Here is a 21,545-nt window from a genome sequence, read left to right as displayed (position 1 = left end):
AATCGTACATAGGGAGGATGAACATGGAGAAAAGGCAGCAAGAAATCCGGATTGTAATTGTGGACGATCACCAATTGTTCCGTGAAGGCGTCAAACGAATTTTGGAAATGGAGAGCGACTTTCGGGTAATCGGCGAAGGCTCCGACGGGGAAGAGGCGTATCGCCTCGCTGAGGAGCACAAGCCGGATGTGATCCTGATGGACATCAACATGCCCAATGTCAACGGTGTCTCCGCCGCGGAACACGTCATTTCCGTAAGCCCGGATACCCGTGTGATCATCCTGTCCATTCATGACGACGAAGGTTACGTGTACCGTACGCTGCGTTCCGGCGCGTCCGGCTATCTGTTGAAAGAGATGGGGACGAACGATCTGGTGGAAGCCGTTCGCGTGGTGGCCGGAGGCGGCGCATATATCCATCCGAAAGTAACAGGCAAGCTGATTGAAGAATTTCGCCGCTTAAGCGAACAGGAAGGAGTGGCGGAACGGACGTTTGCGGCAGAGGATTCGGAGCCGGTCGATCCGAAGGTGATCGAGTCGCTGACCCGCCGCGAGCGCGAGGTGCTGCAGCTGATGGCAGAAGGGAAAAGCAACCGGGCCATCGGGGAGTTTTTGTTTATCAGTGAGAAGACGGTGAAAAACCACGTCAGCAGCATTTTGCAAAAGCTGAGCGTGCAAGACAGGACACAGGCTGTAGTCATTTCCATTAAAAACGGCTGGGTGAAACTGTAAAGAGGGAAGGCGGCTGCACCATATACAAGCCATCTGGCATACCTTGATTGCAAGAGGAGGTATGACCGTGATGGAAGAGTTGGTGGTGTGGCTGTTGGCGGCATATGGCTGCTCCTCTCTGCTGGTGACACTTGCAAACCGCTGGATCAGCCGCATGGCAGTGCGAGCGGACCAATCATGCGTGCATTACCGGCTGCTGCTCGGCAACTCTGAGCAGGTGCTGGAATACGCAGTCCGGCGGCTGCATGCCCGTTCGTATTGGAGCGGTACACCGATTCGCATCTCGTATGTCGATTACGGATCGACTGATGATACATGTGGGATCACGGCTGTGTTGAAACGGGCCGGCTGCCTCTGCGCCGACGAGGAGGAAGAGGTGGCCGACGCCCCGGCCGTGATCGTAGACCTTCGCCATACAGACGAGTGGGAGCGCGTGATATAACGCGCTTTTTTCTTTTGTCGTGCTGCTTCACGGTCCCGAAATATTTGCAGACAGCTGCTGTCTTTTTGCACACTGGTCTTGCAGAGACAAGGGGGACGGAGGCGGTAGTGTGCGAGAGTACCTGCTCTATGTAAAAGTGGGCGACGAGGCGGCGCACGTGTATGTGACGCCGTGTTTTACGGTGGATCAGATGTATTGGCGGGAGCGGGACGGCTGCAGGCTCCACGTCATTGGCAAAAGCCCATCGCTGGCGCTGGCCTTTTACCTGAGAGGGATGCTGAACGCGCGACTGCAGGGTCGGGATGTCGGGGAAGAGGAGATTGCCGCCATGCGGGAATGGGCGCTGGCACACGTCAGGGAAACCAACGCCTTGTACGGCCGGGAAGCCGGGGACATGCAGCCGCTCAGGGGAGAGTGGTTTTCGATTGAGGTGACCGGGGAAGACACGGAGGATTCCGATGGCCGGCAAACTGATGAGCGAGCAGATGCCGAAGGAAAGGCTCCGCCAAGTCCTGGAGCATCTCTGTCCGCCGGTGCCCTTCCCGATCTGCGCGCAGACAGTGAGCGGCTGCATCTGCTCTTGCAGGGGCGCGCTTTGCTGTTGGAAGAGCTGGACGGCTTTCTGCATCGGCGCGGCTGGACGGGAAGTCTGCGCACGGAATGCTTGCAGTGGCTGGTACTCGACGGGAAAGCGGAGTGGCGGCCGGGCATTGAGCTGTTCGTGAGACGCGACATATGGCGCCGGCGTTTGGCGATGCGGTGCGGACGCTGCGGCAGCGAGCGGGGGATCGCGCTCACGCTCTGCCACTCCTGCGGGCAGGGCTGCGCATACTGCACGACATGTTTGGACATGGGCAAAAGCAAATGCTGCACGCCGTATCTCTGCGTTCCCGGCAGACGCACCCGCTTTCGCCAGGACGGCGCGGCGGCTGCTCTCCAGTGGGAGGGGCGGTATTCGCAGATGCAGGCGGCTGCGGCGGAACGGGCCAGACGCTTCGTAGCGGCCAGCAGACCGGGGCCCGCGGCGTTTTTGATGTGGGCGGTCTGCGGAGCGGGGAAAACCGAGCTGTTGTTTCCTGCCATCCGGGAGACGCTGGCGGATGGCGGACAGGTATTGATCGCCACGCCGCGCAAGGATGTGGTGCTGGAGTTGGCCCCCCGCCTGCAGCGCGTTTTCCCGGCAGCGCGCGTGATCGCCGTTCACGGGTCCAGCCGGGAAAAATGGGAGGACGCTGACATTACTGTTGCCACCACCCACCAGGTGATGCGCTACTATCAGCGCTTTCCCCTGGTCGTTTTGGATGAGGCAGACGCGTTTCCGTACCACAACAACCCTGTCTTGTACCGGGCAGTTTCCCGCGCCGTTCAGCCCGGCGGGAAAACTCTGTATTTGAGCGCCACGCCGCCCCGCTATCTGCGAAAGCGGCTGGTCCCATCCGCCTTTCGGTTCCCGACCCACTCCGCTACTCACGTGCTGCTGCCGGGGCGGTATCACGGATATCCCCTGCCGGTGCCCAGGGTGTGCACGGTAGCTGCCCTGGACAAGCGGATGCGGCTGGGGCGTGCTGTACCGCCGCTGCTCGATGGCGTCAAGGCTTCCCTCGCGGCCGGCCGTCAGGTGTTCGTCTTTGTCCCGCGGGTGGAGGACGTTCCCCGGGTCCTGCAGTATTTGCAGGCCCGGCTGCCGGATCACGCAAACGCGCTGGCGGGCGTCCATGCCGCCGATCCGGAGCGGGAGCAGAAGGTACGCCTCTTTCGGGACAGGCGTTTTGCGGTGATGGTGACCACTACCATTCTGGAACGGGGAGTCACCATTCCGCGCAGTGACGTGATTGTCGTCGGGGCGGATGCCCCCGTTTTTGACGAGGCTTCCCTCGTCCAGATTGCCGGACGCGTGGGCCGTTCCGCTGACGCGCCGGAGGGAACCATACTGTTTATCCAGTCTCATCGTTCCACCGCCCCCTATGCTGCCATCAGGCAGATTTGCAGGATGAACCGTTTGGCGGAGCGGCTGCGGGAAAAGGAGGCGCGTTCATGCTGCGAGAGCCGTGTGTAAGCTGCGGCGGCCGGGTGACCTCGCGGGAGGAGACAGTCCGGCGCTTGTCTCTGGCCATAGCGCGCAGCGGCCGCTACCCGGCGGTCTACCGGCTGCTGGACGGACTGGGTCTGTGTGCCGATTGTCTTCGGCTCCTGCCGATCGTGGGCGAGCAGATTTGCGTCCAGTGCGGACGGGACATGGGCGGCCCAACGCTTCCCCTGCTGTCAAATCAGCAGAAGTGCGGGGACTGCGCATCTGTCGAGGAAGAACCGTTGTCCGGCAACCGTGGGCTGCTGGTCTACAACGAGTGGGGAAAAGAGATGCTCAGCCGGTTCAAATACAGAGGAGACGAACGCATGGCCGGCTTGTTTGCCGCTTTGCTGGCGCTGGCCTTTTACCGCTACTACGGATCAATTCGATTCCGGTGTGCAGCCGCTGTTCCCCTCCATGACAACCGTTTGCGGGAGCGCGGCTTCAACCAGGTGGAGCTGATGGTGCGGGGGCTGAGCAACCACATTGGCGTAGATGCTGTCCCCCTGCTGGCGCGGACGAGGCATACCCCGAAACTGAGCAGGCAGGGCGGGCGTACCGCGCGGCAGGAGAGCATGCGGGGAGCGTTTGAGTGGGTGGGTCCTGTGTCCTGTCGCAGCCGCGAGATGGAGATCACTGCGGATGGCGGCGGATCAGGTGTCCGTGTACGCGGGGATGCGTCGTACTGGCGGCAAAGAGTTGGCCCGGCATTACTTGGGCGTCTGTTCAAGGCTTCCGACGCCATTCTGCTCGTGGACGATATTTACACCACCGGCACCACGCTGCGTGCCTGCGCAAAGACAATTAGGGATCAGGTGGGGCATGGCTGCCGCGTCTATTCACTGACGGTCTTTCGGTAGCATCGAGCCTGCCTGTTTGCGACTGCCATCAAGGGCATCGACTTTAAAGGAGAAGATTTTCGTTACGGTTTTTCATATGGTTTTTCCATGCACCGCGCAGCCGGCAGCTCCGTTTTATTAATTTAAGAGACGGCCAACCCTCTCCATGTTTTTATTCTCTTCATAGCCATCTTGGAAAAAATGCGCTATGATGGAAGTACAACGGGTTGAACATCAAGAGCAAGTACGGGGAGATCAAAGGAGTTGTGCTTATGTCACTGGGCAAACTGTCTAACTGCTCACGCTGCGGTACCCTGTTTGTGCAGGTCGTTCGCGATATTTGCCCTTCATGTCATCAGGTGATAGAAAAAGAATATGAACGGTGCGCCTCTTTTCTGCGCAAGCGGGAGAACCGGGGGGCGACGATCTATCAGCTCAGTGAAGCAACCGGAGTTTCCATTAAGCAGATTACCCGATTCATCAAAGAGAGACGAATTTCGATTGCCAACAACCCCAACATGGGCTATCCCTGCGATCGATGCGGGTTTTTGATTCGCAGCGGACAGTATTGTGCCGACTGCACCAAGCATCTGCAGCGGGACATCGTGCTGGATCTCGACGTCGAGCGGCGTCTGGAAGAAGAAAAGCGGGCTCGCTTGTTAGAAGCTACATATCGAAGAAAGCAGAATCGTGACGAATAGTTTTCGCGGAAAAAACTAATCGTTTGCCGGTATTTTGCCGATGATACTACTAAAGAAGTATCATCGGTTTTCTTGTTATGATGAGGATGTGGAGCGATCCTGCTCCCAGTCTTTTATGTCTGTTTGGATTGAGAGGATGGTTTTTCAGATGCGTATTCAGGAACCGAACCGCACGGGAATGATAAATGCCTACAATAAAACGGGGCAGACGCCGGTTGGCAAAGGGCGCAAGCTGTCCATGGGCAAGGATGAAGTGAACATTTCAGCGGAAGCCCTGGAGATGCTGAAGCAGGTGGAGGACCCCGACTCTCCCGCGCGACGGGAAAAGATACAGCGCTTGAAAAAACAGGTGGAGGACGGGACGTATCGCGTTCCCAGCGACAAGCTCGCCGACAAAATCCTGTCCTTCTGGCGCAAGCTGTAAGGGACGCGTATGACGACCTCGAGGGGAAAGCTGAGGTGTCCTCATGACGAAGTGGCATGAACTCTACGAACTGCTCGACAACTTGATTCAACTGCACAAGGCGCTGTATACGCTTGCCGTACAAAAAAAGGACGTGCTGATCAAGGGTGACGTCGACGAACTGGTGGCCATCACCAAGCAGGAACAGAAACTGATCCAGGCTGTCGGCAGCGCCGAGGAAGCCCGCCAGGCTGTGGCAGCTCACTTGTTTGCTTCCCTGGGTTTCACCCGGGACAACGGCACGCTTTCTGACCTGATCAAGCTGACGACCAGCGCGGAAGAGAAGATGCGTCTGACCACGTACCGCGATGAACTGATGCGGATTGTCTCTGAACTGCGGGATGCCAACGAGCTCAATCAGCAGTTGTTGGAACAGTCCCTTTCTTTTGTCAACATGACGCTCAACCTGATCACAGATGCGCCGGAGGATGACTTTATCTACGGAAATCCGACGGCGGAGGCGTTCCGCGGAAGCCATCGCAGTTTTTTCAATACCAAAGCGTAAAAGAGGTGCAATCATGCGTTCAACATTTCATGGGTTGGAAGTGAGCAAGCGCGGGCTTATTGCCCAGCAAGCGGCATTGAATACCACCGGCCACAACATCGCCAACGCCAATACGGAAGGCTACACCCGGCAGCGCGTTAATATGGTTGCGACTACTGGCATTCCGTATGTCGGCCTGAACATGAGCAGAGAGGCCGGCTTGTTGGGTACTGGTGTGATGGTGTCAGATATCCAGCGTCTGCGTGAGGATTTTCTCGATCTCCAGTTTCGAAACGAAAACAAAATCCTTGGCTATTGGGACGAAAGGGTTGATGCCCTAGCCAAAATAGAGGCGATTTTGCAGGAGCCTTCCGAGACGGGGTTGCAAAAGGTCATGGACCAGATGTGGCAGGCGTGGCAAGATCTGTCCAAAGACCCGATCAACCCGTCTACCCGTGCTGTCGTGCGGGAGCGGTCCATTGCGGTAGCCGAAACATTTGCCAATCTGTACAGGCAGCTTCAGCAAGTCCAGCAGGACATGGATCACGTCGTCGGTGTCAAAGCGCTTGAGGTCAATTCGCTGGCCCAGCAAATCGCCGCTGTTAATAAGATGATCAACGACGTCGTGCCGCACGGGTATGTGCCAAACGACCTGTATGACCAACGGGACGTGTTGATCGACAAGCTGTCCAAGCTGGTGCCGGTAAAAGTTAGCTATGTGGAAAACGGCATGGTGGACATTCAGGTGGACGGCCGGGACTTGGTAAACGGGTATACCTCGGTTCCGGTGGCAGCGGTGAGAAATCCGCAGACCGGTCTCAATGAATTTACCATTGGCGGGGTCAGCTTCAAACCGACATCTGGCGCAATCACTGCCATATTGGAATCGCGGGACGTGCTGATTCCCGGCACGATGGAGCGTCTCGATCTCCTCGCCATTAATCTGACCAGGGAAATCAACAATGTGCACAAGTTGGGATACAGCATCAACGACATTAACGCCGGTGGCGGTTCGTCCCAAATCCCGTTCTTTGTTGACAGGATAAGTGGCGGCACTGCGGATCCGACCGGAGCTGCCAACATCGCGATCAACCCGGCCATTTTGGCCAGTCTGGATGCCATCGCCGCAGCCAGACCGGAGCCGGACGGCAGCGTAGTGGCAGGCAATAACGAAAACGCCTTGGCCATCGCTCAGATCAAATTCAAGATCATCCCTGCAGGAGCAGGTCCCACTGACTTCAAAGAAGCGACAACACTGGACGATTATTACCGGTACACCATTGGCGAACTGGGCGTAAAAGGACAGGAAGCCATCCGCAATCAGAAAAACTCGGAAACCATTGTCAACATGGTGGCGGCACAACGCGAATCGGTGTCAGGCGTCTCCATCGACGAAGAGATGTCCAATCTGGTCAAGTACCAACACGCCTACAACGCCGCAGCGCGTTCCATCACAGCTGTTGACGAAATCTTGGACAGGATCATTAACGGCATGGGCCGAGTCGGTCTGTAACGTCGTTAGGGAGGGTAACACATGGCTGTTCGCGTAACGCAAAACATGCTTAACCGCAACATGCTGCGAAATCTGTACAATTCGATGGGCAACATGGATAAACTGCAGGAACAGTTGTCGTCGGGGAAAAAGGTCTCCAAACCTTCTGATGACCCGGTGATTGTGACGAGGGGAATGTTTTACCGCTCCTCGCTGATTGAAAACGACCAGTTCGCAAAAAATACGACGGAAGCGCTCAACTGGCTGGATACCACGGACCAGGCACTGGATGAAGTGGGGAACGTGTACAAGCGCGTTCAGGAATTGGTGGTGGCCTCCGGCAACGGCACCCTGTCCAATGACGACTTGAAAATGATGGCCATGGAAATCGCTGAACTGAAAAACCACCTGGGCAATATAGCCAACCAGACGGTGAACGGGCGGTATATTTTTGCCGGGACAGATTCCACCAGACCGCCTTACGATACCGCGTCTGGCCAGTTTACCAACACGAACAGCTCGCTGATTAGACTGGAAATCAGCGAGAATACGTATGTGCCGATCAACATCAACGCGCAGAATGTGTTTAACAATCCGGCCGGGAACAACATTTTTACCCTGCTGGACAACATAGTCACGGAGTTGAACAATGGCAACGCTGCGACGGCATACACTGACCAATTGAAACAGCAGGCTGATTTTGTACTGACCGAACGGGCCGCTCTGGGGGCACGAGTCAACCGGCTGGAACTGGTGGAAGACAGGCTGTCCAAAAGCGAGGTCTCCATTACCGGGTTGATGTCCAAAAACGAGGATGCGGACATCGCCGAAGTAATCACCCAACTGAAGGCACAGGAGAATGTTCACCGGGCCGCGCTGTCTGCCGGGGCGAGGATCATCCAGCCGTCGTTGGTTGATTTTCTGCGATAATATCAAGGGGTAGACGCACATGCCCATTGCTTCCTTGCGAATGGAGAGCACGATGGCGCGGATCGGAATCTCCGTTCAAAAACCTGTGCAGGAAATTCAGCAGCCGCATGCTGACCTCCAGCTTCGACAAAGGCCGGCCATCCTGCAGATCAGGCAGGACCCCGGCGAAATCACAATCGACTCCAGCCGCGCCCGATACAGCCTCGGGCTGCGAACACCGCTGCAGTTCAGCGACGACAACGCCGCTTTCGGCAAACAGCAGTGGCTGGAAGCGATCGCCCGCATCAGTCAGGAGGGGGACCAACTGCGGGCGATCGAAAACCGGCAGGACCCCATCCCCGAACAGGCGGCTGACAGGTTCGGCATTACCCCCACACCCTTGCCGACCCCGCTCTATCCCGACGAAGGGGTGGACATTGGGTTTCGTCATGGCATTACGTTGATCAATATCCAAAAACAAGGATTTGAGAACCATACCCAAATCCGACCACCCGTGTTAAAATACACGCCGGGAAAAGCGCAGATATACATGCAGCAGTACAATCGGCTGAAGATAGAAGTCGTCGGCCTGCAGGTTGATCGGTTGATGTGAAAAGGAGAAAGGCATATGACAACTGGCCGTAAGATGGAGATTGGAAAAGTATACTTTGAAGAAGGGGTGCCAGGTTTTCCGCACCTGCAATTTTTTCAGATCGTCCAGGAAGACTCCGAAATTCCCTTTCTCCAGCTCTTGTCCATGGAAGATGAGAAGGTAGGATTTTGGATCATTGATCCCTTTCTGTTTTTCGACAACTATGAATTTGAAGTAAAAGAGCCGATCAAGCAAGCGCTGCATATTACAGACCAATCTTCCGTAACCATCTTTACCATTGTTACTCCTCGTGAAAACGGAATCACTGTCAATCTCAAGGCCCCGATTGTCGTTAATTTGGATAATCGAATGGCCAAGCAAATGATACTGGATGAGGACTATGAGGTGCGCGCTCCTCTATCCAGAAGAGAAAACCCTCCGGGAGGTAGATAACTTATGTTGGTACTATCACGGAGGAAGAATGAGTCCATCATGATTGGTGACAGTATTGAGGTTACAGTCGTGTCTGTTGACGGTGATGTCGTCAGAATTGGAATAAAGGCGCCGCGAGACATAGACGTTCACAGGAAGGAAATCTATACTGCCATCCAGGAGGAGAACAAGGAAGCCTCGCACATAAAACATGATTTGTCAGCAATAGTAAGTTTGCTTGGAAAAACGGATAAAGATAAATATGAATAATTTAAAGAAGGAGAGGCTTTGCCCTTTATGAAAAGCCTCTCTTTTTTTGTTAATTTTTTATAAAAATCGCCATTCCGGCCAGGGAGTTTACGTCTAACGTATTCAGAAGTTCCAAACAATAGCTTAGATATTTATTATTATGCTCTACGACCCTGCCAATTGATTGGATGCAGGTGATGACGTGAGATTCATTGAAGGAGTCTCGGTAGTGACCGGCGATCCCAATTAGATGCATTTTAATAATACCGTAATGAAGAATGAGTTTTACATAATCCTCCATGCACTTATTATTGGAACCAAGCGGGAACAGATTTTTAAAGATATAATTGACAAGATAGTTTTCTAGAATATATTCGTGTTGATCCATGAAAGGTTTGTAGTAATTGTGATAAGCAGATTGATAACGACTGGAAATGTCCTCCAACGGGGCATCATCAGAAAATCCGATACCGGAAAGAAAGTCAGCATGACATTGCAAGTACCTCTTGTGGTGCAAGCCTAATAGCAAACGAATGTCAATAATTTTTTTCAGAAATTTAATTTGCAGGGTGGGTTCAATTGGAATTTGGTTCAGGCTATCGATCAGACTCCCTTGTTCGATCAATGTATGATAATTGTCAACCAGAGTGGGAATGGCAGTGTGCTGCTGTTCTTCGACAAGGCGGTCGACATCCTTCAAAAAAATGCCCAATAATATAAGCCGGTCAGCCAAACTGTAGCGTCGCTGTTGGATGAGGCTGATCGAAAAGATACGTAAATTCCAGAAATAGCTAGAAAGATTATAGGCCTCATTGCCGACTTTTAGGACGCCATTTAAGGCCATTTTCTTGTCTGCTTCCTCTATTATTTCGTCGAATTCCATTTTTTCGGGGTTCAATAGGGCCAGCCGCGCCGCTTCAGGACAAGACAAGGTCAAGGACTTTTCAATCGTGCCGTTTACAATATTGGCGACACGGGGATAGGAGCTGCAAACGTTTGATAAGTATTCTTCCCCGAGCTCTAGTTGAATCTGACAAAGCCTGTCTTTGGTTAGCATAGGGCAGGAGTGGTTGTCGTCGAGTTTAATATGGGCATAGTTTTTTTCTGTAGCATTTTTTCGAGTTCTTCTGATACTTTCATTCAGTAATGTTTTTACAGAGGCGTTTTTTACCTGCTTGTACTTCAGATAGGTTCGCTTGTCGATATCTACTCGCCACCCGACACAGCAGGTATCTTCACACTCAGAGCCAATGCATGAAAACTTCCGCAAGTATTGGGGGACAAGGGTAACGTTTTTGTGTTCCTTCATGGTGCAGGCCTCCTTCTTCATCCATATGTATTGTATCGGCTAAAATAAACAAACTGCTAAGTTCAAAGATATGAAGTACGAGGAAAACATTTTTTGAAAAAACCTCTAAATCTTTTGTCGAAGCTCGCCGATAACACTAGTGTAGGGGAAATGGGCAAGCGCGCGATTGCTTCAAATCCCGTCAATTTAGAGTCACATGGATGTGACTGTCACAATCAAGGAGGAAAAAGCAGATGATTATCAACCACAACCTGTCTGCAATGAACACCCATCGCCAACTGGGCATCAACACCGGCAACCTGGCAAAGAACGTAGAGAAGCTGTCTTCCGGCTACCGCATCAACCGCGCCGCTGACGACGCTGCCGGTCTTTCCATCTCCGAGCGCATGCGTTCCCAAATCCGCGGTATGGAGCAAGCTGCACGCAACGCGCAAGACGGTATCTCCCTGGTTCAAACTGCGGAAGGTGCGCTGCAAACGGTAAACAACATCCTGGTACGCATTAAAGAGCTGACTGTTCAAGCTGCTAACGGTACCTATGACCAAACTAACGATTTGGCTCGTATCAACGAGGAAATCGCTGAACTGGCAAAAGAAGTGGATAACATCAAGACCAACACCAAGTTCAACGGAATCACGCTCCTCGATGGTTCCCAAGACATCACCCTGCAAATCGGTATCGAATCTGCTCAAACATTGACCTTGACGGCAGTTAGCTTTAATATCACTTCTATTGCAAGTGATCTCAATAGTGCCGCCTATGTCTATGCTGACCAAAATGCAGCCAATGCCAAACTGCAAGACATCGAGGATAAGATTAACCTGGTGAGCGCAGCTCGTTCTTATCTGGGTGCAAACCAAAACCGTCTGGAAAACACCATTAACAACCTGAACATCACTGCAGAAAACCTGCAAGCTGCTGAATCCCGTATCCGCGACCTGGATATGGCGAAAGAACAAATGGCGTTCACGAAGAACAACATTCTTACTCAAGCAGCTCAAGCCATGCTGGCGCAAGCCAACCAACTGCCGCAAGGCGTTCTGCAACTGCTGCGCTAATAGAATCAAAAAAAGAGAGCAAGTATTTCTTGCTCTCTTTTTTCCTAATTGACGAAAGGAACGGGAATATGAAGCTGTCAGCTTGTGTCATTGTGAAAAACGAAGAAAAATGCCTTTCCACATGCCTGGAAAGTGTGAAAAACGTTGCATCCGAAATGATCGTTGTCGATACCGGCTCGACAGACCGGACGGTGGAAATTGCCCGACAATGTGGTGCGTCTGTCTATCATTTTGAATGGATTGATGATTTTTCTGCTGCCCGGAATTTTGCACTTTCCAAGGCAACGGGCGATTGGATCATCTTTCTGGATGCAGACGAACAGCTTGCAGCGGAGAGTGCCCCCCAACTCCATCAGGTCATAAAACAAGCACAACGTGAACAATACGACTTGATTGCCGTTATGTTAACCAATTACGATTTGTCCAACAACCAGCCTATCAGTGCCTCCCCGCAAGTACGTCTTTTTCGCAATGATCCGGATATCCGCTATGTAGGTGCTATCCATGAGCGAGTGGTAAGTGATAAAGCCCCTTTGAACGTACTGTTTGCGACTGACCGTGTTGTCGTTTATCATAGCGGGTATTCTCGTTCTACAGTGGCGGAAAAAGAAAAAAGCAAGCGAAATCTTGCCCTGCTGTTTAAAGAATGGAATCAAAATCCGAAAAGCAGCGATGTGGCCTTTTATATATCGGAGTCATACCTAATTGATCACAAATATGAGGAAGCATTGCAATTTGGCCATAAAGTGCTGCAGTTTAAAAATGCAACGTTATTTGGCCTGTATGAAAGAAATTACGTCAATATGATTAACTGCATGATCGCATTGGATTATCCGATCGAAAAACGATTGAAACTTATTCAGGAAGCGATTCATGCCTACCCGAATTTTCCTGACTTTTATTTTTTCCTGGGAGATGTCTATCGGAGGCAGAATCGATTCCACGATGCTGTAGAAGCGTTTGCATCCGGTATGCAGCGATTGACGGACTCGGTCACATCACAATCCAGTGCCTACTTTACCAGCACCAAGGTATTGACCGTGATGGGACAACTTCTTTATGCCGTTAACGATTTGCCGGGATGCGTTGAATGTCTTGTTAAAGCTCTTCGCCTGGACAAATACAACTATCGGGCGCTGCTTGAATTGGTGCGCGTTTTTTCTATGCATGAAAATCCGGAGAATATTTCTCCTTTCCTGTCGAGGATATATGATTACGGCAATGTAAAAGATGTGCTGCTGCTTGTAAATGTTTCCCTTGAAGCCAACAATGGGGCTCTTGCCGATTATTACATGAATTTGGTAAGGGATGATCAGAGAGAACAACTATCCTCCCACATTGCCAAGCTGCACCTTTTACTAGGTCATTATTCGGATGCATTGGTTCTCTACCGTGAACGGTACAAAAAAGAAGGCGCGACTCATGATGCGGTTCATGCTATTGCGGCAGCACTGGCTGCAGGGAGTGAAGAGGCATTGCGTGACCTTTTTCCTTCCTTGCCGCAATCGTTGCAGGCTCTCTTATTAAAAGAGTCTGCATCCATCCAAAAAGATGACCTGGTTTTATTGATGGACATATTCGTCAGGCTGAATAAATGGGAGGAGCTGCTTGGATATGCTGACCTTATTGTAGAACAGGGCGTTTTGTTGAAAACGGCTGAGATTTGCTTTCAACAAGGGGCATTTGGATTCGCGTTTGAATTGTATCAATACTATCTGGAACAACATGGGGAAATCGACGCCCAGACGCTTTGCGCCATTCTGATCAAAATGGCGGATTGTGCCATGCGCCAACAGAATTGGGAACTGGCGCTCCAGCTATTGCAGGAGGCCGAATCCGCAAATCCCCGCGAGTATTGCGTTTATGAACGGCAAATTCAACTCTATGTGAAAATGCAGGAACGGGACCGACTGATGAACGTTATCCTCAAAGCGATGAATTATTTCCCCGAATCGTCTTACCTTCGATCTTTATCTGTTAACGTAATCAATCACTAATTGTACCGAATTTACGTCGGAGGTTGATGATCGATGGGTACCATTAGTCTCACGATGATTGTTAAAAATGAAGAGAAGAACATAAAACGATGTCTGGACAGTGTGAAAGACTTGGTCGATGAAATGATCGTAGTCGATACTGGGTCAACCGATCAGACAAAGGAGATTGCGCTGCGATGTGGAGCCAAAGTATTTGATTACGCCTGGACGGATAGTTTCGCAGATGCGCGTAACTACGCCCTGCGGCAAGCTAGCAGTGATTGGATTCTAGTCCTTGATGCGGACGAATACATGGTGAACACCTCCCGCATGTTGATAGACAACTTTATCAACTCAAAAAAAGCAATCGGAAGAATTATGATTGTGAGTAAGTACGTGCATGAATCCGAAGTCCGTTATTTGCGGCAGTGGGCATCCCGCCTGTTCCCAAGAGGTGTATATTATCAGGGAAGAATCCATGAACAGATTGTATCAGAGTTACCCCACGTCCGAACGGGGATTGAGGTGCATCATGACGGATATTATCAAACAGACAAAACGGATCGAAACCTGCCCCTCTTATTGAAAGAGTTGGAAGAGAGGCCCTATGATCCGTATCTTTTACATCACATCGCCATTAACTACAAAAATAAAAAAAATTACCAAGCTGCAGATCGGTATTTTTCGCAGGCCTATCGGAAGTTAACCCGAGAGGAAGGGTTTTATCCCACACTGGTTGTTGATTACTTGTACAACACGATCGCGAATGGGAATCTGGAAGATGGCATGGAAATTATCATGAGAGAAAGGGAGCACCTTGAAAAATTCCCTGACTTTCACTTTGTGGCAGGCTTGTTTTTCTTGGAATATGTTCAAGAAGACATTCAAGGAAGGCTTGAGATGCTCGATTGGGTAGAACAGGCTTTTCTGACCTGTCTTGAACTGGGGGAATCTGAGCGCAGTGACAGTGTTGTGGGAGTGGGAAGTTATTTGGCTGCCTATAATTTGGCTGTCGTTTATGACATTTTCGGGATGACGGATAAGGCCAAACATTACTATCAAGAGGCAGCAAAACTAAATTATCAGCCAGCCATGACCCGCCTGAAATTATTAATGTAATTCAGGGCAGCTCCCTAAATGTATCTCAATTATTGCTGGAAAGGTGCCGATACATACAGTATAGGGATGTTTAGGGGGAATTAGTGATGGAGATTAGTTCCAAGGCTCAGATTAGCATACCTATCCAAAAAAGTGCGGATTTTCCCAATTCTGTGATTGCGGGAAGTCCATCTGTGGCCGAACGGACGCATACTGTATCCAAGGAACAGCTGGTAAAGGAAATCGAAAGCCTTAACAAATTTATCCAAACAACTAGTACCCACTTGAGATTTACCTTCCATGAGGAACTGAACGAGTATTTTGTTCAAATCGTTGATGACCAAACGAATGAAGTGATTCGTGAGGTTCCTCCGAAAAAAATTCTTGATATGGTTGCAAAGATGCACGAAATGATCGGTCTGTTAATTGATGAGAAACGATAGGAGGTTTTGTTATGATAAGTCCGATTCGCCTTGGGGGAATTGCATCAGGACTTGATACAGATAAGATCGTCAGAGACCTGATGAAAGTTGAGCGGGAGCCGCTCAACAGACTGAAACGTAAAAAACAGCTGGAAGAATGGAAACGCGACAGTTATCGAGAAATGAATGCACTTCTGCTTGAACTGCAGAAGTCGCTGGACAATCTGCGCTTCGCAAGTAATCTCAATAAGAAAAAAGCTGTTTCGAATAATGATGCAGCTGTGTCTGTGACAACGAAGGGAACCCCTTCTTTGAGCAGTTATACCATTAAGGTTACTCAGTTGGCACAGCCTGCTGTTCCTCCAAGTGCAGCACTGTCCGTCGATTCGTCCATTACAGATTCCAAGACACAAATTGGAAGCGACTTTTCTTTCTCCATTTCGACCAGCAAAGGATCTTCCGCCACAATTACGGTTTCGTCAACGGATACCATCGACAGTATTATTGCCAGAGTTAATCAGACCGGCACAGGGGTTAAGGCATCCTTTTTGAACAATAAACTGGTGTTTACGTCAAGTGACGGAAGTACATTCGATATAAACGTTTCAGGAGATGGCACCGTACTTGGAATGGGTCCAGATGGAACCACCACAAACTCGACGGCCGGGCAGCCTGGAACGCCGGGAATTGTGGAAATAAACGGAGTGACACATAGTATCACAAGCAATACCTTTACGTATGACGGTATGGAAATTAACCTCAAGCAGGTAACGACCGATCCAATCGTTATTAGTGTTCGTACAGATGAAGACGCCGTATTTTCGATTATCAAAAGTTTTGTCGACAAATACAATGAGGTCATTGAAAAGATAAACAATAAAATATCCGAGAAAAAATACAAAGGGTACGAGCCGTTGCTGGACGAAGAAAAGCAGGAGCTTCCTGAAAAAACGGCTGAAAAGTTGGAGAACATGGCCAAAAGCGGCATTCTCCTGCGAGACTCGATTCTGTCTAGTGGCCTTGATGCGATGCGGTTTGCTTTGTCTAACAAACTGGAGGGGGCAGACTCAGCGTTTGACACCTTGAGTGAGATTGGTATTACCGGTTCCCCCTATGGCAAATATGCGTACATGGAAAAAGGCAAATTGTACATTGATGAGACAAAGTTGCGGAAGGCAATCAGCGAAAATGGAGAGAAAGTAATTAACCTGTTTACCCAATACAGCAGCACGAAAAATTATAATGAAACCGGATTGGCTCAACGATTGTATGACGAGATTGGTAAGACTATCAAATTGTTGACAGACAAAGCGGGAAGTTCCACAAATCCGGTTGATGACAGTGTTATTGGACGCAGTATCGACAGCATTAACAGGGACATAAATCTATGGGAAGACCGTTTACAAAAGATTGAGGATCGGTATTGGAAGAGGTTCACTGCCATGGAAAGTGCTTTGGCCAAAATGCAATCACAAAGTACGTGGTTTATGAACTTGTTTGGCGGTCAACAGTAAGAGGGGGATGCCGATGTTGCATAATGCTGCACAGACCTATCAAACGAATCAAGTAACAACAGCAACTCCGGCTGAGTTGACGCTGATGCTGTATAATGGCGCACTCAGATTCTTAAAGCAAGCAAAGTCGGCACTGGAATCAAATGATTATGAGACAGCCAACAACAGTTGTATACGGGTACAAAATATTTTGTATGAGTTGATGGATACCCTGAATGATGCCTATCCGATTTCCGAACAGTTCCGTAAGATGTACGATTATATGCTGCGGCGTCTGATTGAGGCCAACGTGAAAAAGGATATTTCTGGACTCACCGAAGTTGAAGACTTTTTTCAGCAATTTCGGGATACATGGAAGGAAGCAATGATCCTGGCCAAACGTCAAGGGTAGGATGTGATCACAATGCCCGAGCAGATAGAGATGTTGGCTAGTCAGATCCTTCAGGTGACACGAGAGTTTCATGAGGACGTGTGCCAGGAAGAATCTGATGCCACATGGGACAATTTTTTGGAGCAACGACAAGTATTAATGACGTGCATTGATGAGGCCATTTCCCAGGGCGGCCAATTAAGCATGATAGCGCGTCAGTACTTGCAGGAAGCACATAGCCTTGATCAAACCATACGCCGTTTGATTATGGAGCAGAAAGAAACGGTTCAGCAAAAACTAAATGAACTTCAACAGCACAAGTCCGCCTTTGATAAATATAACTACACTTACGGAACTACAGCTTACGGCGCATTCTTTGATGTAAAAAAATGATGATAAGGTCAGCCAGTACAACATCTGGCTGTTATTTTTTTAAGAAGAGGTTTGGTAAGAGAGTAAATATTTCTGTCTAAAATTCCGATATTACTAATGGGGTATCGATAAATGAAAATTCCGATGAAAGCGAGTCTTTCTGTGGGAAAAGCAATGGCTTCCTAGCTGTTGTTTTTTCATATATTCAGAATTTAGGAGGGAAAATATGGGGATTGTTAAGAAGAGTGTCACTTTTATGTTGGCACTGCTTCTTGTTCTTGTCGGAACCCCGCTCAAGCCTCTTCATGCAGCTGTCAATGACTACATGTCGGTCAGCAAGAGCGTAAATCCGACGTCCATCTCCACAGAACAAGAAGCGGAAGTATCTCTTAGCATCAAAGGTACGCCACCGGTAAACGTGGTACAGCCGAACGATGTTATTTTGATTATTGACAAATCGGGAAGTATGAGACCCGAGTACAACAACGGTGAGGATAAGATTACCGCTGCAAAAGAAGCAGCAAAAGGGTTTATTGACCTGATGGATTTTTCCAAACATCGTGTGGGAGTTGTTGATTTTAGTTCAACGTCAACGATCGGATCATTTCCACTGACAACCAATGCAGCAGAAGCCAAGAGTTACATTGACAAAATCTATGCAGACGGTGGTACTGCAACCGGTGCTGCCATTGACAAGGCAATTGCTCTGCTCGAGAATCATCGACCAGAGGCTCAACCGGTTATCGTAATCATGACTGACGGTGATGCTACCGAGCCTCAGGGAAATGCTTACCAGTATGCTAAAGAACGAGCGCAGGTGGCCAAAGAAGCAGGAATTATTTTCTATACCATCGCGTTGTTGAAATCTACGGATAATCCTGATACCAGTGGGCCCAACCTGCTGCTGAAAGAAATGGCAACGACGGCCGCCCATCATCATTTTGTATTAGGTTCTCAAGGATTGGAAGAAATCTACGCGGCGATCGTAAAAGAAATTGGCCTGGCCTCCGCTTATGATGTGACCGTAACCGACGTTGTGGGACCTGATTTTGAAATTGTACCTGGGTCTTACGAAAATAACATACCTAAACCGGAAGTAACGGGTAATACGTTGGTGTGGAAGTTTGCTGAACTGAAAAACGATACACTGACGTTTACCTACAAAATCAGACCAAAGGATCCGGACAAGACAGGATTTTTACCTATCACGAAGACGGGAAATGCGATTATTACCTACAAAGACTATGCCGGAGCAAACCGCAGCAAATCAATTCCCAATGTCAATCTCAAGGTAACATATCCGGCTCCAATCGTCACCTCTATCGAACCAAGCTATGGACATCCAGATGGTGGAGAAACCGTTGTCATTAAGGGTGACAAATTCAGACCAAACGCCACGGTCAAATTTGGGGATTTCAACGCATCGAACGTAATAGTCATTAGTGCCAATGAGATTACAGCGGTAACACCTCCGGGTAAGCAAGGCAGCGTAGTGGTGAAAGTCACGAATCCGGATGGTCAATATGGCACCATTGGTTACAGTTACAAAACGGACCCGATTGTCACTTCGATTGACCCCAACAATGGTCCGTTGGCTGGCGGCAATACCATTTATTTTAACGGCAAATACTTCATGAATGGCATTACCGTGACCATTGGGGGGAAACCGGCACCTGTTACGGTCTTTACCTCCTCGACCTATTTCCGGGTTACCGTACCGGAAGGGGATGCACCGGGAGCTGTCGATGTTGTTCTAACGAATCCGGATGGAACGACTGTAACGGTACCCGGGGGATATACCTATAACGCTCCGCCGGTTGAGGAAATTTCCATTTCGTACATTTCGCCAACTACCGGCGAACTTAAAGGCGGCGAGTTGGTCTTTATACAAGGAAAGAAATTTGATCCGGCAGTCAAAGTCTATTTCGGTGAGAAAGAAGCAGCTATCCACACCTACTATTCTGCCGATCGCGTTGCTGTGATTGCACCAGCGGGTGATGCAGCCGGTGTGGTCGATGTAAAAGCTGTAAATCCTGACGGTAAAGCGGCAACGTTAGAAGATGCCTATACCTATAAACCGGCACCTGTTTTGCCCAAACCGGAAATCTCTTCGATTACGCCCAACAGCGGGTTGTTGGCGGGAGGAAACAAGGCAGTAATTTCGGGAAAGAATTTCCAATCCAAAGCCAACGTTTTCATTGGGCCTACTAAAGCAACTGTAACGTATCTGTCTAGTTCGCAAATTAACATTGACGTCCCGGCGGCGGCTGCTCCCGGAGAAGTCGATGTCAAAGTGGTAAATCCGGACAATCAAGAGGCTGTACTCCCCCTTGGTTACACGTATTTGGAACAACTTCCTCCTGAGCCGCCTGTCATTACAAATATTAACCCCGCAAGTGGTCCGCAAGCGGGGGGAACCGACGTATACATCGATGGGAAAAACTTTGAAAACGGGTTACAGGTATACTTTGGAGGACAGGAAGCAACTATTGTTCAACATTATTCAAAGACTCGTGTCCTGGTAAAGGCGCCTGCTTCCAATGTGGCCGGACCGGTGGATGTTAAGATTGTAAATCCGAATGGCGATGAGACGGTCAAGACAGAAGGATATACGTATATTGCGCCTCCGCCTCCTGCGCCACCAAGCATTACAAAAATATATCCGGCCAGTGGTCCAATGGAGGGAGGAACCGATGTTTATATTGATGGCAAGGAGTTTGCCAGCGGATTACAAGTGTACTTTGGCGGGATCGAAGCGCCAGTAACCCAGTATTATTCCAAAACGCGCATTTTGGTCAAAGCACCGGCTTCTTCAGTCGCAGGTCCCGTGGAAGTGAAGATCGTAAATCCAAGCGGTTTGGAAGCAGTAATAGAGGATGGGTATACCTATATTGCTCCACCTCCTCCTGCACCGCCAAGCATTACGAAAATCTATCCGACCAGTGGTCCAATTGCCGGTGGAACTGACGTTTACATCGACGGTAAAGAGTTTGCCAGCGGTCTGAAGGTGTACTTCGGTGATGTTGAAGCACCTGTCACCCAATACTATTCCAAGGTTCGGGTATTGGTAAAAGCCCCAGCTTCGTCAGTGGATGGGCCAGTAGACGTAAAAATTGTGAATCCAGATTCTCAAGAAGGCGTTCTTCCTGGAGCATTTACGTATATTGCTCCCAAGCCAGAACCGGTAGAAATCACCAAAATTTCGCCTGATGTAGGACTAACCACAGGCGGCGAATTGGTATATATCGACGGTGTCAACTTCAAAAAGGGAGCCGAAGTCAAATTTGGAGACATTCCTGTTTCTCTTGATTACTACTACAGCAGTTCCAGGGTGAGAGTTAAAGCTCCGCCTTCCAACGGTTATGTAGGTCCTGTTGACATTACGCTTACCAACCCTGATGGGCAAACGTATACGTACCCGAATGGGTATACGTATCAGGTGCCAATTCCTGTGATTACGAAGATTTATCCCGCGAATGGTCCGATGGCTGGCGGCACGGAAGTATATATTGACGGGAAAAACTTCCATCCAGACATGACTCTGACTGTTAACGGAACACCGGTCAATATCGCTACGTATTACAACAGCACCCGTTTTCGCTTTATTACGCCGAGCAGCTCGGTATACGGTCCAGTAGACGTAGTAGTAACTACACCGGATGGACAAAGTGCAACAACTACTTTCACATACGATAAACCACCGGAGCCGCAACCTCCGAAAATTACCAAGATCTATCCGACGAGCGGACCCGTCGCTGGTGGAACGCTTGTATATATTGACGGAACCGATTTTGATCCGGGAATGAAAGTCTATTTCGGCGATGTAGAGGGGGAAATTAACCATTATTATCATTCGAAGCGGTTTATCGTCAAGTCACCCCCTGCAGCTGGACCCGGTATCGTCGATATAAAAATCGTCAATCCGGACGGTAGAGAAAGTAATACGATGCCATTTGAATACAAATAAAAATTTGATATGTGGATCATAAAAGGTTGGACCAAAGCCTTCCTGGGGGCTTTGGTC

21 protein-coding genes are annotated in these 21,545 nt (G+C 49.7%); 20 read left to right on the top strand and 1 reads right to left on the bottom strand.

Features of this window, described 5'->3' with window-relative positions; translation table 11 throughout:
* Positions 1-23: 23 nt before the first annotated feature.
* From KDN35_RS17755 to csrA, 12 genes are all read left to right on the top strand, one after another.
* Positions 24-731, top strand: a complete 708-nt coding sequence (locus KDN35_RS17755) for a response regulator (RefSeq protein ID WP_171564171.1) — start codon at positions 24-26, stop codon at positions 729-731.
* Between the two features lie 70 nt (positions 732-801).
* Complete coding sequence (locus tag KDN35_RS17750) at positions 802-1,173, top strand: glycosyltransferase family 2 protein (protein WP_171564206.1); 372 nt, start codon at positions 802-804, stop codon at positions 1,171-1,173.
* Between the two features lie 109 nt (positions 1,174-1,282).
* Positions 1,283-3,229, top strand: coding sequence for a DEAD/DEAH box helicase (locus KDN35_RS17745; protein WP_230077477.1), 1,947 nt, complete (start codon positions 1,283-1,285; stop codon positions 3,227-3,229).
* Positions 3,208-4,101: a ComF family protein gene (locus KDN35_RS17740; RefSeq protein ID WP_212133449.1), complete on the top strand. Its 894-nt coding sequence runs from the start codon at positions 3,208-3,210 to the stop codon at positions 4,099-4,101. The genes KDN35_RS17745 and KDN35_RS17740 overlap by 22 nt, the downstream gene beginning before the upstream one ends.
* A gap of 251 nt (positions 4,102-4,352) precedes the next feature.
* Positions 4,353-4,781, top strand: a complete 429-nt coding sequence (locus tag KDN35_RS17735; RefSeq protein ID WP_212133467.1) for a TIGR03826 family flagellar region protein — start codon at positions 4,353-4,355, stop codon at positions 4,779-4,781.
* Positions 4,782-4,929: 148 nt separating this feature from the next.
* A complete protein-coding gene (gene flgM, locus KDN35_RS17730; protein ID WP_212133447.1) occupies positions 4,930-5,205 on the top strand; it encodes a flagellar biosynthesis anti-sigma factor FlgM in 276 nt (91 codons plus the stop codon).
* A 43-nt stretch (positions 5,206-5,248) separates the two neighbouring features.
* Positions 5,249-5,749 (top strand): flagellar protein FlgN, encoded by a 501-nt coding sequence (locus KDN35_RS17725; RefSeq protein ID WP_171564175.1) that lies wholly within the window; start codon positions 5,249-5,251, stop codon positions 5,747-5,749.
* Between the two features lie 13 nt (positions 5,750-5,762).
* Positions 5,763-7,241 (top strand): flagellar hook-associated protein FlgK, encoded by a 1,479-nt coding sequence (gene flgK, locus KDN35_RS17720; RefSeq protein ID WP_212133445.1) that lies wholly within the window; start codon positions 5,763-5,765, stop codon positions 7,239-7,241.
* A 21-nt stretch (positions 7,242-7,262) separates the two neighbouring features.
* The gene (gene flgL / locus KDN35_RS17715) at positions 7,263-8,150 is read left to right on the top strand and encodes a flagellar hook-associated protein FlgL (RefSeq protein ID WP_212133443.1); all 888 of its coding nucleotides are present in this window, start codon (positions 7,263-7,265) and stop codon (positions 8,148-8,150) included.
* Between the two features lie 19 nt (positions 8,151-8,169).
* Entirely contained in the window at positions 8,170-8,742 is a 573-nt protein-coding gene (locus tag KDN35_RS17710) for a DUF6470 family protein (protein ID WP_212133441.1), read from the top strand.
* 15 nt (positions 8,743-8,757) lie between these two features.
* Complete coding sequence (locus tag KDN35_RS17705) at positions 8,758-9,174, top strand: flagellar assembly protein FliW (RefSeq protein ID WP_212133439.1); 417 nt, start codon at positions 8,758-8,760, stop codon at positions 9,172-9,174.
* 3 nt (positions 9,175-9,177) lie between these two features.
* Positions 9,178-9,423, top strand: coding sequence for a carbon storage regulator CsrA (gene csrA, locus KDN35_RS17700; RefSeq protein ID WP_212133437.1), 246 nt, complete (start codon positions 9,178-9,180; stop codon positions 9,421-9,423).
* A gap of 49 nt (positions 9,424-9,472) precedes the next feature.
* Here csrA and fliB read toward each other — a convergent pair whose 3' ends face one another.
* Complete coding sequence (gene fliB, locus KDN35_RS17695; protein WP_212133435.1) at positions 9,473-10,711, bottom strand: flagellin lysine-N-methylase; 1,239 nt, start codon at positions 10,709-10,711, stop codon at positions 9,473-9,475.
* A 233-nt stretch (positions 10,712-10,944) separates the two neighbouring features.
* Between fliB and KDN35_RS17690 the strand changes: the two genes are divergently transcribed.
* The 8 genes from KDN35_RS17690 to KDN35_RS17655 all read left to right on the top strand — a co-directional run bounded on the left by KDN35_RS17690 (position 10,945) and on the right by KDN35_RS17655 (position 21,488).
* Positions 10,945-11,769 carry a flagellin N-terminal helical domain-containing protein gene (locus KDN35_RS17690; RefSeq protein ID WP_212133434.1) on the top strand — a complete coding sequence of 275 codons (825 nt, stop codon included), beginning with the start codon at positions 10,945-10,947 and terminating at the stop codon, positions 11,767-11,769.
* Positions 11,770-11,837: 68 nt separating this feature from the next.
* Positions 11,838-13,766: a TPR domain-containing glycosyltransferase gene (locus tag KDN35_RS17685; RefSeq protein ID WP_249179183.1), complete on the top strand. Its 1,929-nt coding sequence runs from the start codon at positions 11,838-11,840 to the stop codon at positions 13,764-13,766.
* A gap of 33 nt (positions 13,767-13,799) precedes the next feature.
* Positions 13,800-14,864 carry a glycosyltransferase family 2 protein gene (locus tag KDN35_RS17680; protein ID WP_249179182.1) on the top strand — a complete coding sequence of 355 codons (1,065 nt, stop codon included), beginning with the start codon at positions 13,800-13,802 and terminating at the stop codon, positions 14,862-14,864.
* An 86-nt stretch (positions 14,865-14,950) separates the two neighbouring features.
* Positions 14,951-15,286 (top strand): flagellar protein FlaG, encoded by a 336-nt coding sequence (flaG, locus tag KDN35_RS17675; RefSeq protein ID WP_212133431.1) that lies wholly within the window; start codon positions 14,951-14,953, stop codon positions 15,284-15,286.
* Positions 15,287-15,297: 11 nt separating this feature from the next.
* Positions 15,298-16,779, top strand: a complete 1,482-nt coding sequence (locus KDN35_RS17670; protein ID WP_212133429.1) for a flagellar hook-associated protein 2 — start codon at positions 15,298-15,300, stop codon at positions 16,777-16,779.
* A gap of 13 nt (positions 16,780-16,792) precedes the next feature.
* Positions 16,793-17,170, top strand: a complete 378-nt coding sequence (fliS, locus tag KDN35_RS17665; protein WP_212133427.1) for a flagellar export chaperone FliS — start codon at positions 16,793-16,795, stop codon at positions 17,168-17,170.
* 12 nt (positions 17,171-17,182) lie between these two features.
* On the top strand, positions 17,183-17,542 hold the full coding sequence (gene fliT, locus KDN35_RS17660) for a flagellar protein FliT (RefSeq protein WP_212133425.1): 360 nt from the start codon (positions 17,183-17,185) through the stop codon (positions 17,540-17,542).
* A gap of 205 nt (positions 17,543-17,747) precedes the next feature.
* Positions 17,748-21,488 carry an IPT/TIG domain-containing protein gene (locus KDN35_RS17655; RefSeq protein ID WP_212133423.1) on the top strand — a complete coding sequence of 1,247 codons (3,741 nt, stop codon included), beginning with the start codon at positions 17,748-17,750 and terminating at the stop codon, positions 21,486-21,488.
* Positions 21,489-21,545: the final 57 nt, after the last annotated feature.

The sequence above is a fragment of the Brevibacillus sp. NL20B1 genome, from assembly GCF_018195675.1.
GTDB lineage: Bacteria > Bacillota > Bacilli > Brevibacillales > Brevibacillaceae > Brevibacillus > Brevibacillus aydinogluensis.
The sequence above is the reverse complement of the archived record's forward strand: the minus strand, read 5'-3'. Positions and strand labels throughout refer to the sequence as shown.

Bases quoted from the DNA above. Each gene is read 5' to 3' on its own strand.
- KDN35_RS17755 (WP_171564171.1), top strand. From the start codon at position 24: ATGGAGAAAAGGCAGCAAGAAATCCGGATTGTAATTGTGGACGATCAC.
- KDN35_RS17750 (WP_171564206.1), top strand. From the start codon at position 802: ATGGAAGAGTTGGTGGTGTGGCTGTTGGCGGCATATGGCTGCTCCTCT.
- KDN35_RS17740 (WP_212133449.1), top strand. From the start codon at position 3,208: ATGCTGCGAGAGCCGTGTGTAAGCTGCGGCGGCCGGGTGACCTCGCGG.
- KDN35_RS17735 (WP_212133467.1), top strand. From the start codon at position 4,353: ATGTCACTGGGCAAACTGTCTAACTGCTCACGCTGCGGTACCCTGTTT.
- flgM (WP_212133447.1), top strand. From the start codon at position 4,930: ATGCGTATTCAGGAACCGAACCGCACGGGAATGATAAATGCCTACAAT.
- KDN35_RS17725 (WP_171564175.1), top strand. From the start codon at position 5,249: ATGACGAAGTGGCATGAACTCTACGAACTGCTCGACAACTTGATTCAA.
- flgK (WP_212133445.1), top strand. From the start codon at position 5,763: ATGCGTTCAACATTTCATGGGTTGGAAGTGAGCAAGCGCGGGCTTATT.
- flgL (WP_212133443.1), top strand. From the start codon at position 7,263: ATGGCTGTTCGCGTAACGCAAAACATGCTTAACCGCAACATGCTGCGA.
- KDN35_RS17710 (WP_212133441.1), top strand. From the start codon at position 8,170: ATGCCCATTGCTTCCTTGCGAATGGAGAGCACGATGGCGCGGATCGGA.
- KDN35_RS17705 (WP_212133439.1), top strand. From the start codon at position 8,758: ATGACAACTGGCCGTAAGATGGAGATTGGAAAAGTATACTTTGAAGAA.
- csrA (WP_212133437.1), top strand. From the start codon at position 9,178: ATGTTGGTACTATCACGGAGGAAGAATGAGTCCATCATGATTGGTGAC.
- fliB (WP_212133435.1), bottom strand. From the start codon at position 10,711: ATGAAGGAACACAAAAACGTTACCCTTGTCCCCCAATACTTGCGGAAG.
- KDN35_RS17690 (WP_212133434.1), top strand. From the start codon at position 10,945: ATGATTATCAACCACAACCTGTCTGCAATGAACACCCATCGCCAACTG.
- KDN35_RS17685 (WP_249179183.1), top strand. From the start codon at position 11,838: ATGAAGCTGTCAGCTTGTGTCATTGTGAAAAACGAAGAAAAATGCCTT.
- KDN35_RS17680 (WP_249179182.1), top strand. From the start codon at position 13,800: ATGGGTACCATTAGTCTCACGATGATTGTTAAAAATGAAGAGAAGAAC.
- flaG (WP_212133431.1), top strand. From the start codon at position 14,951: ATGGAGATTAGTTCCAAGGCTCAGATTAGCATACCTATCCAAAAAAGT.
- KDN35_RS17670 (WP_212133429.1), top strand. From the start codon at position 15,298: ATGATAAGTCCGATTCGCCTTGGGGGAATTGCATCAGGACTTGATACA.
- fliS (WP_212133427.1), top strand. From the start codon at position 16,793: ATGTTGCATAATGCTGCACAGACCTATCAAACGAATCAAGTAACAACA.
- fliT (WP_212133425.1), top strand. From the start codon at position 17,183: ATGCCCGAGCAGATAGAGATGTTGGCTAGTCAGATCCTTCAGGTGACA.
- KDN35_RS17655 (WP_212133423.1), top strand. From the start codon at position 17,748: ATGGGGATTGTTAAGAAGAGTGTCACTTTTATGTTGGCACTGCTTCTT.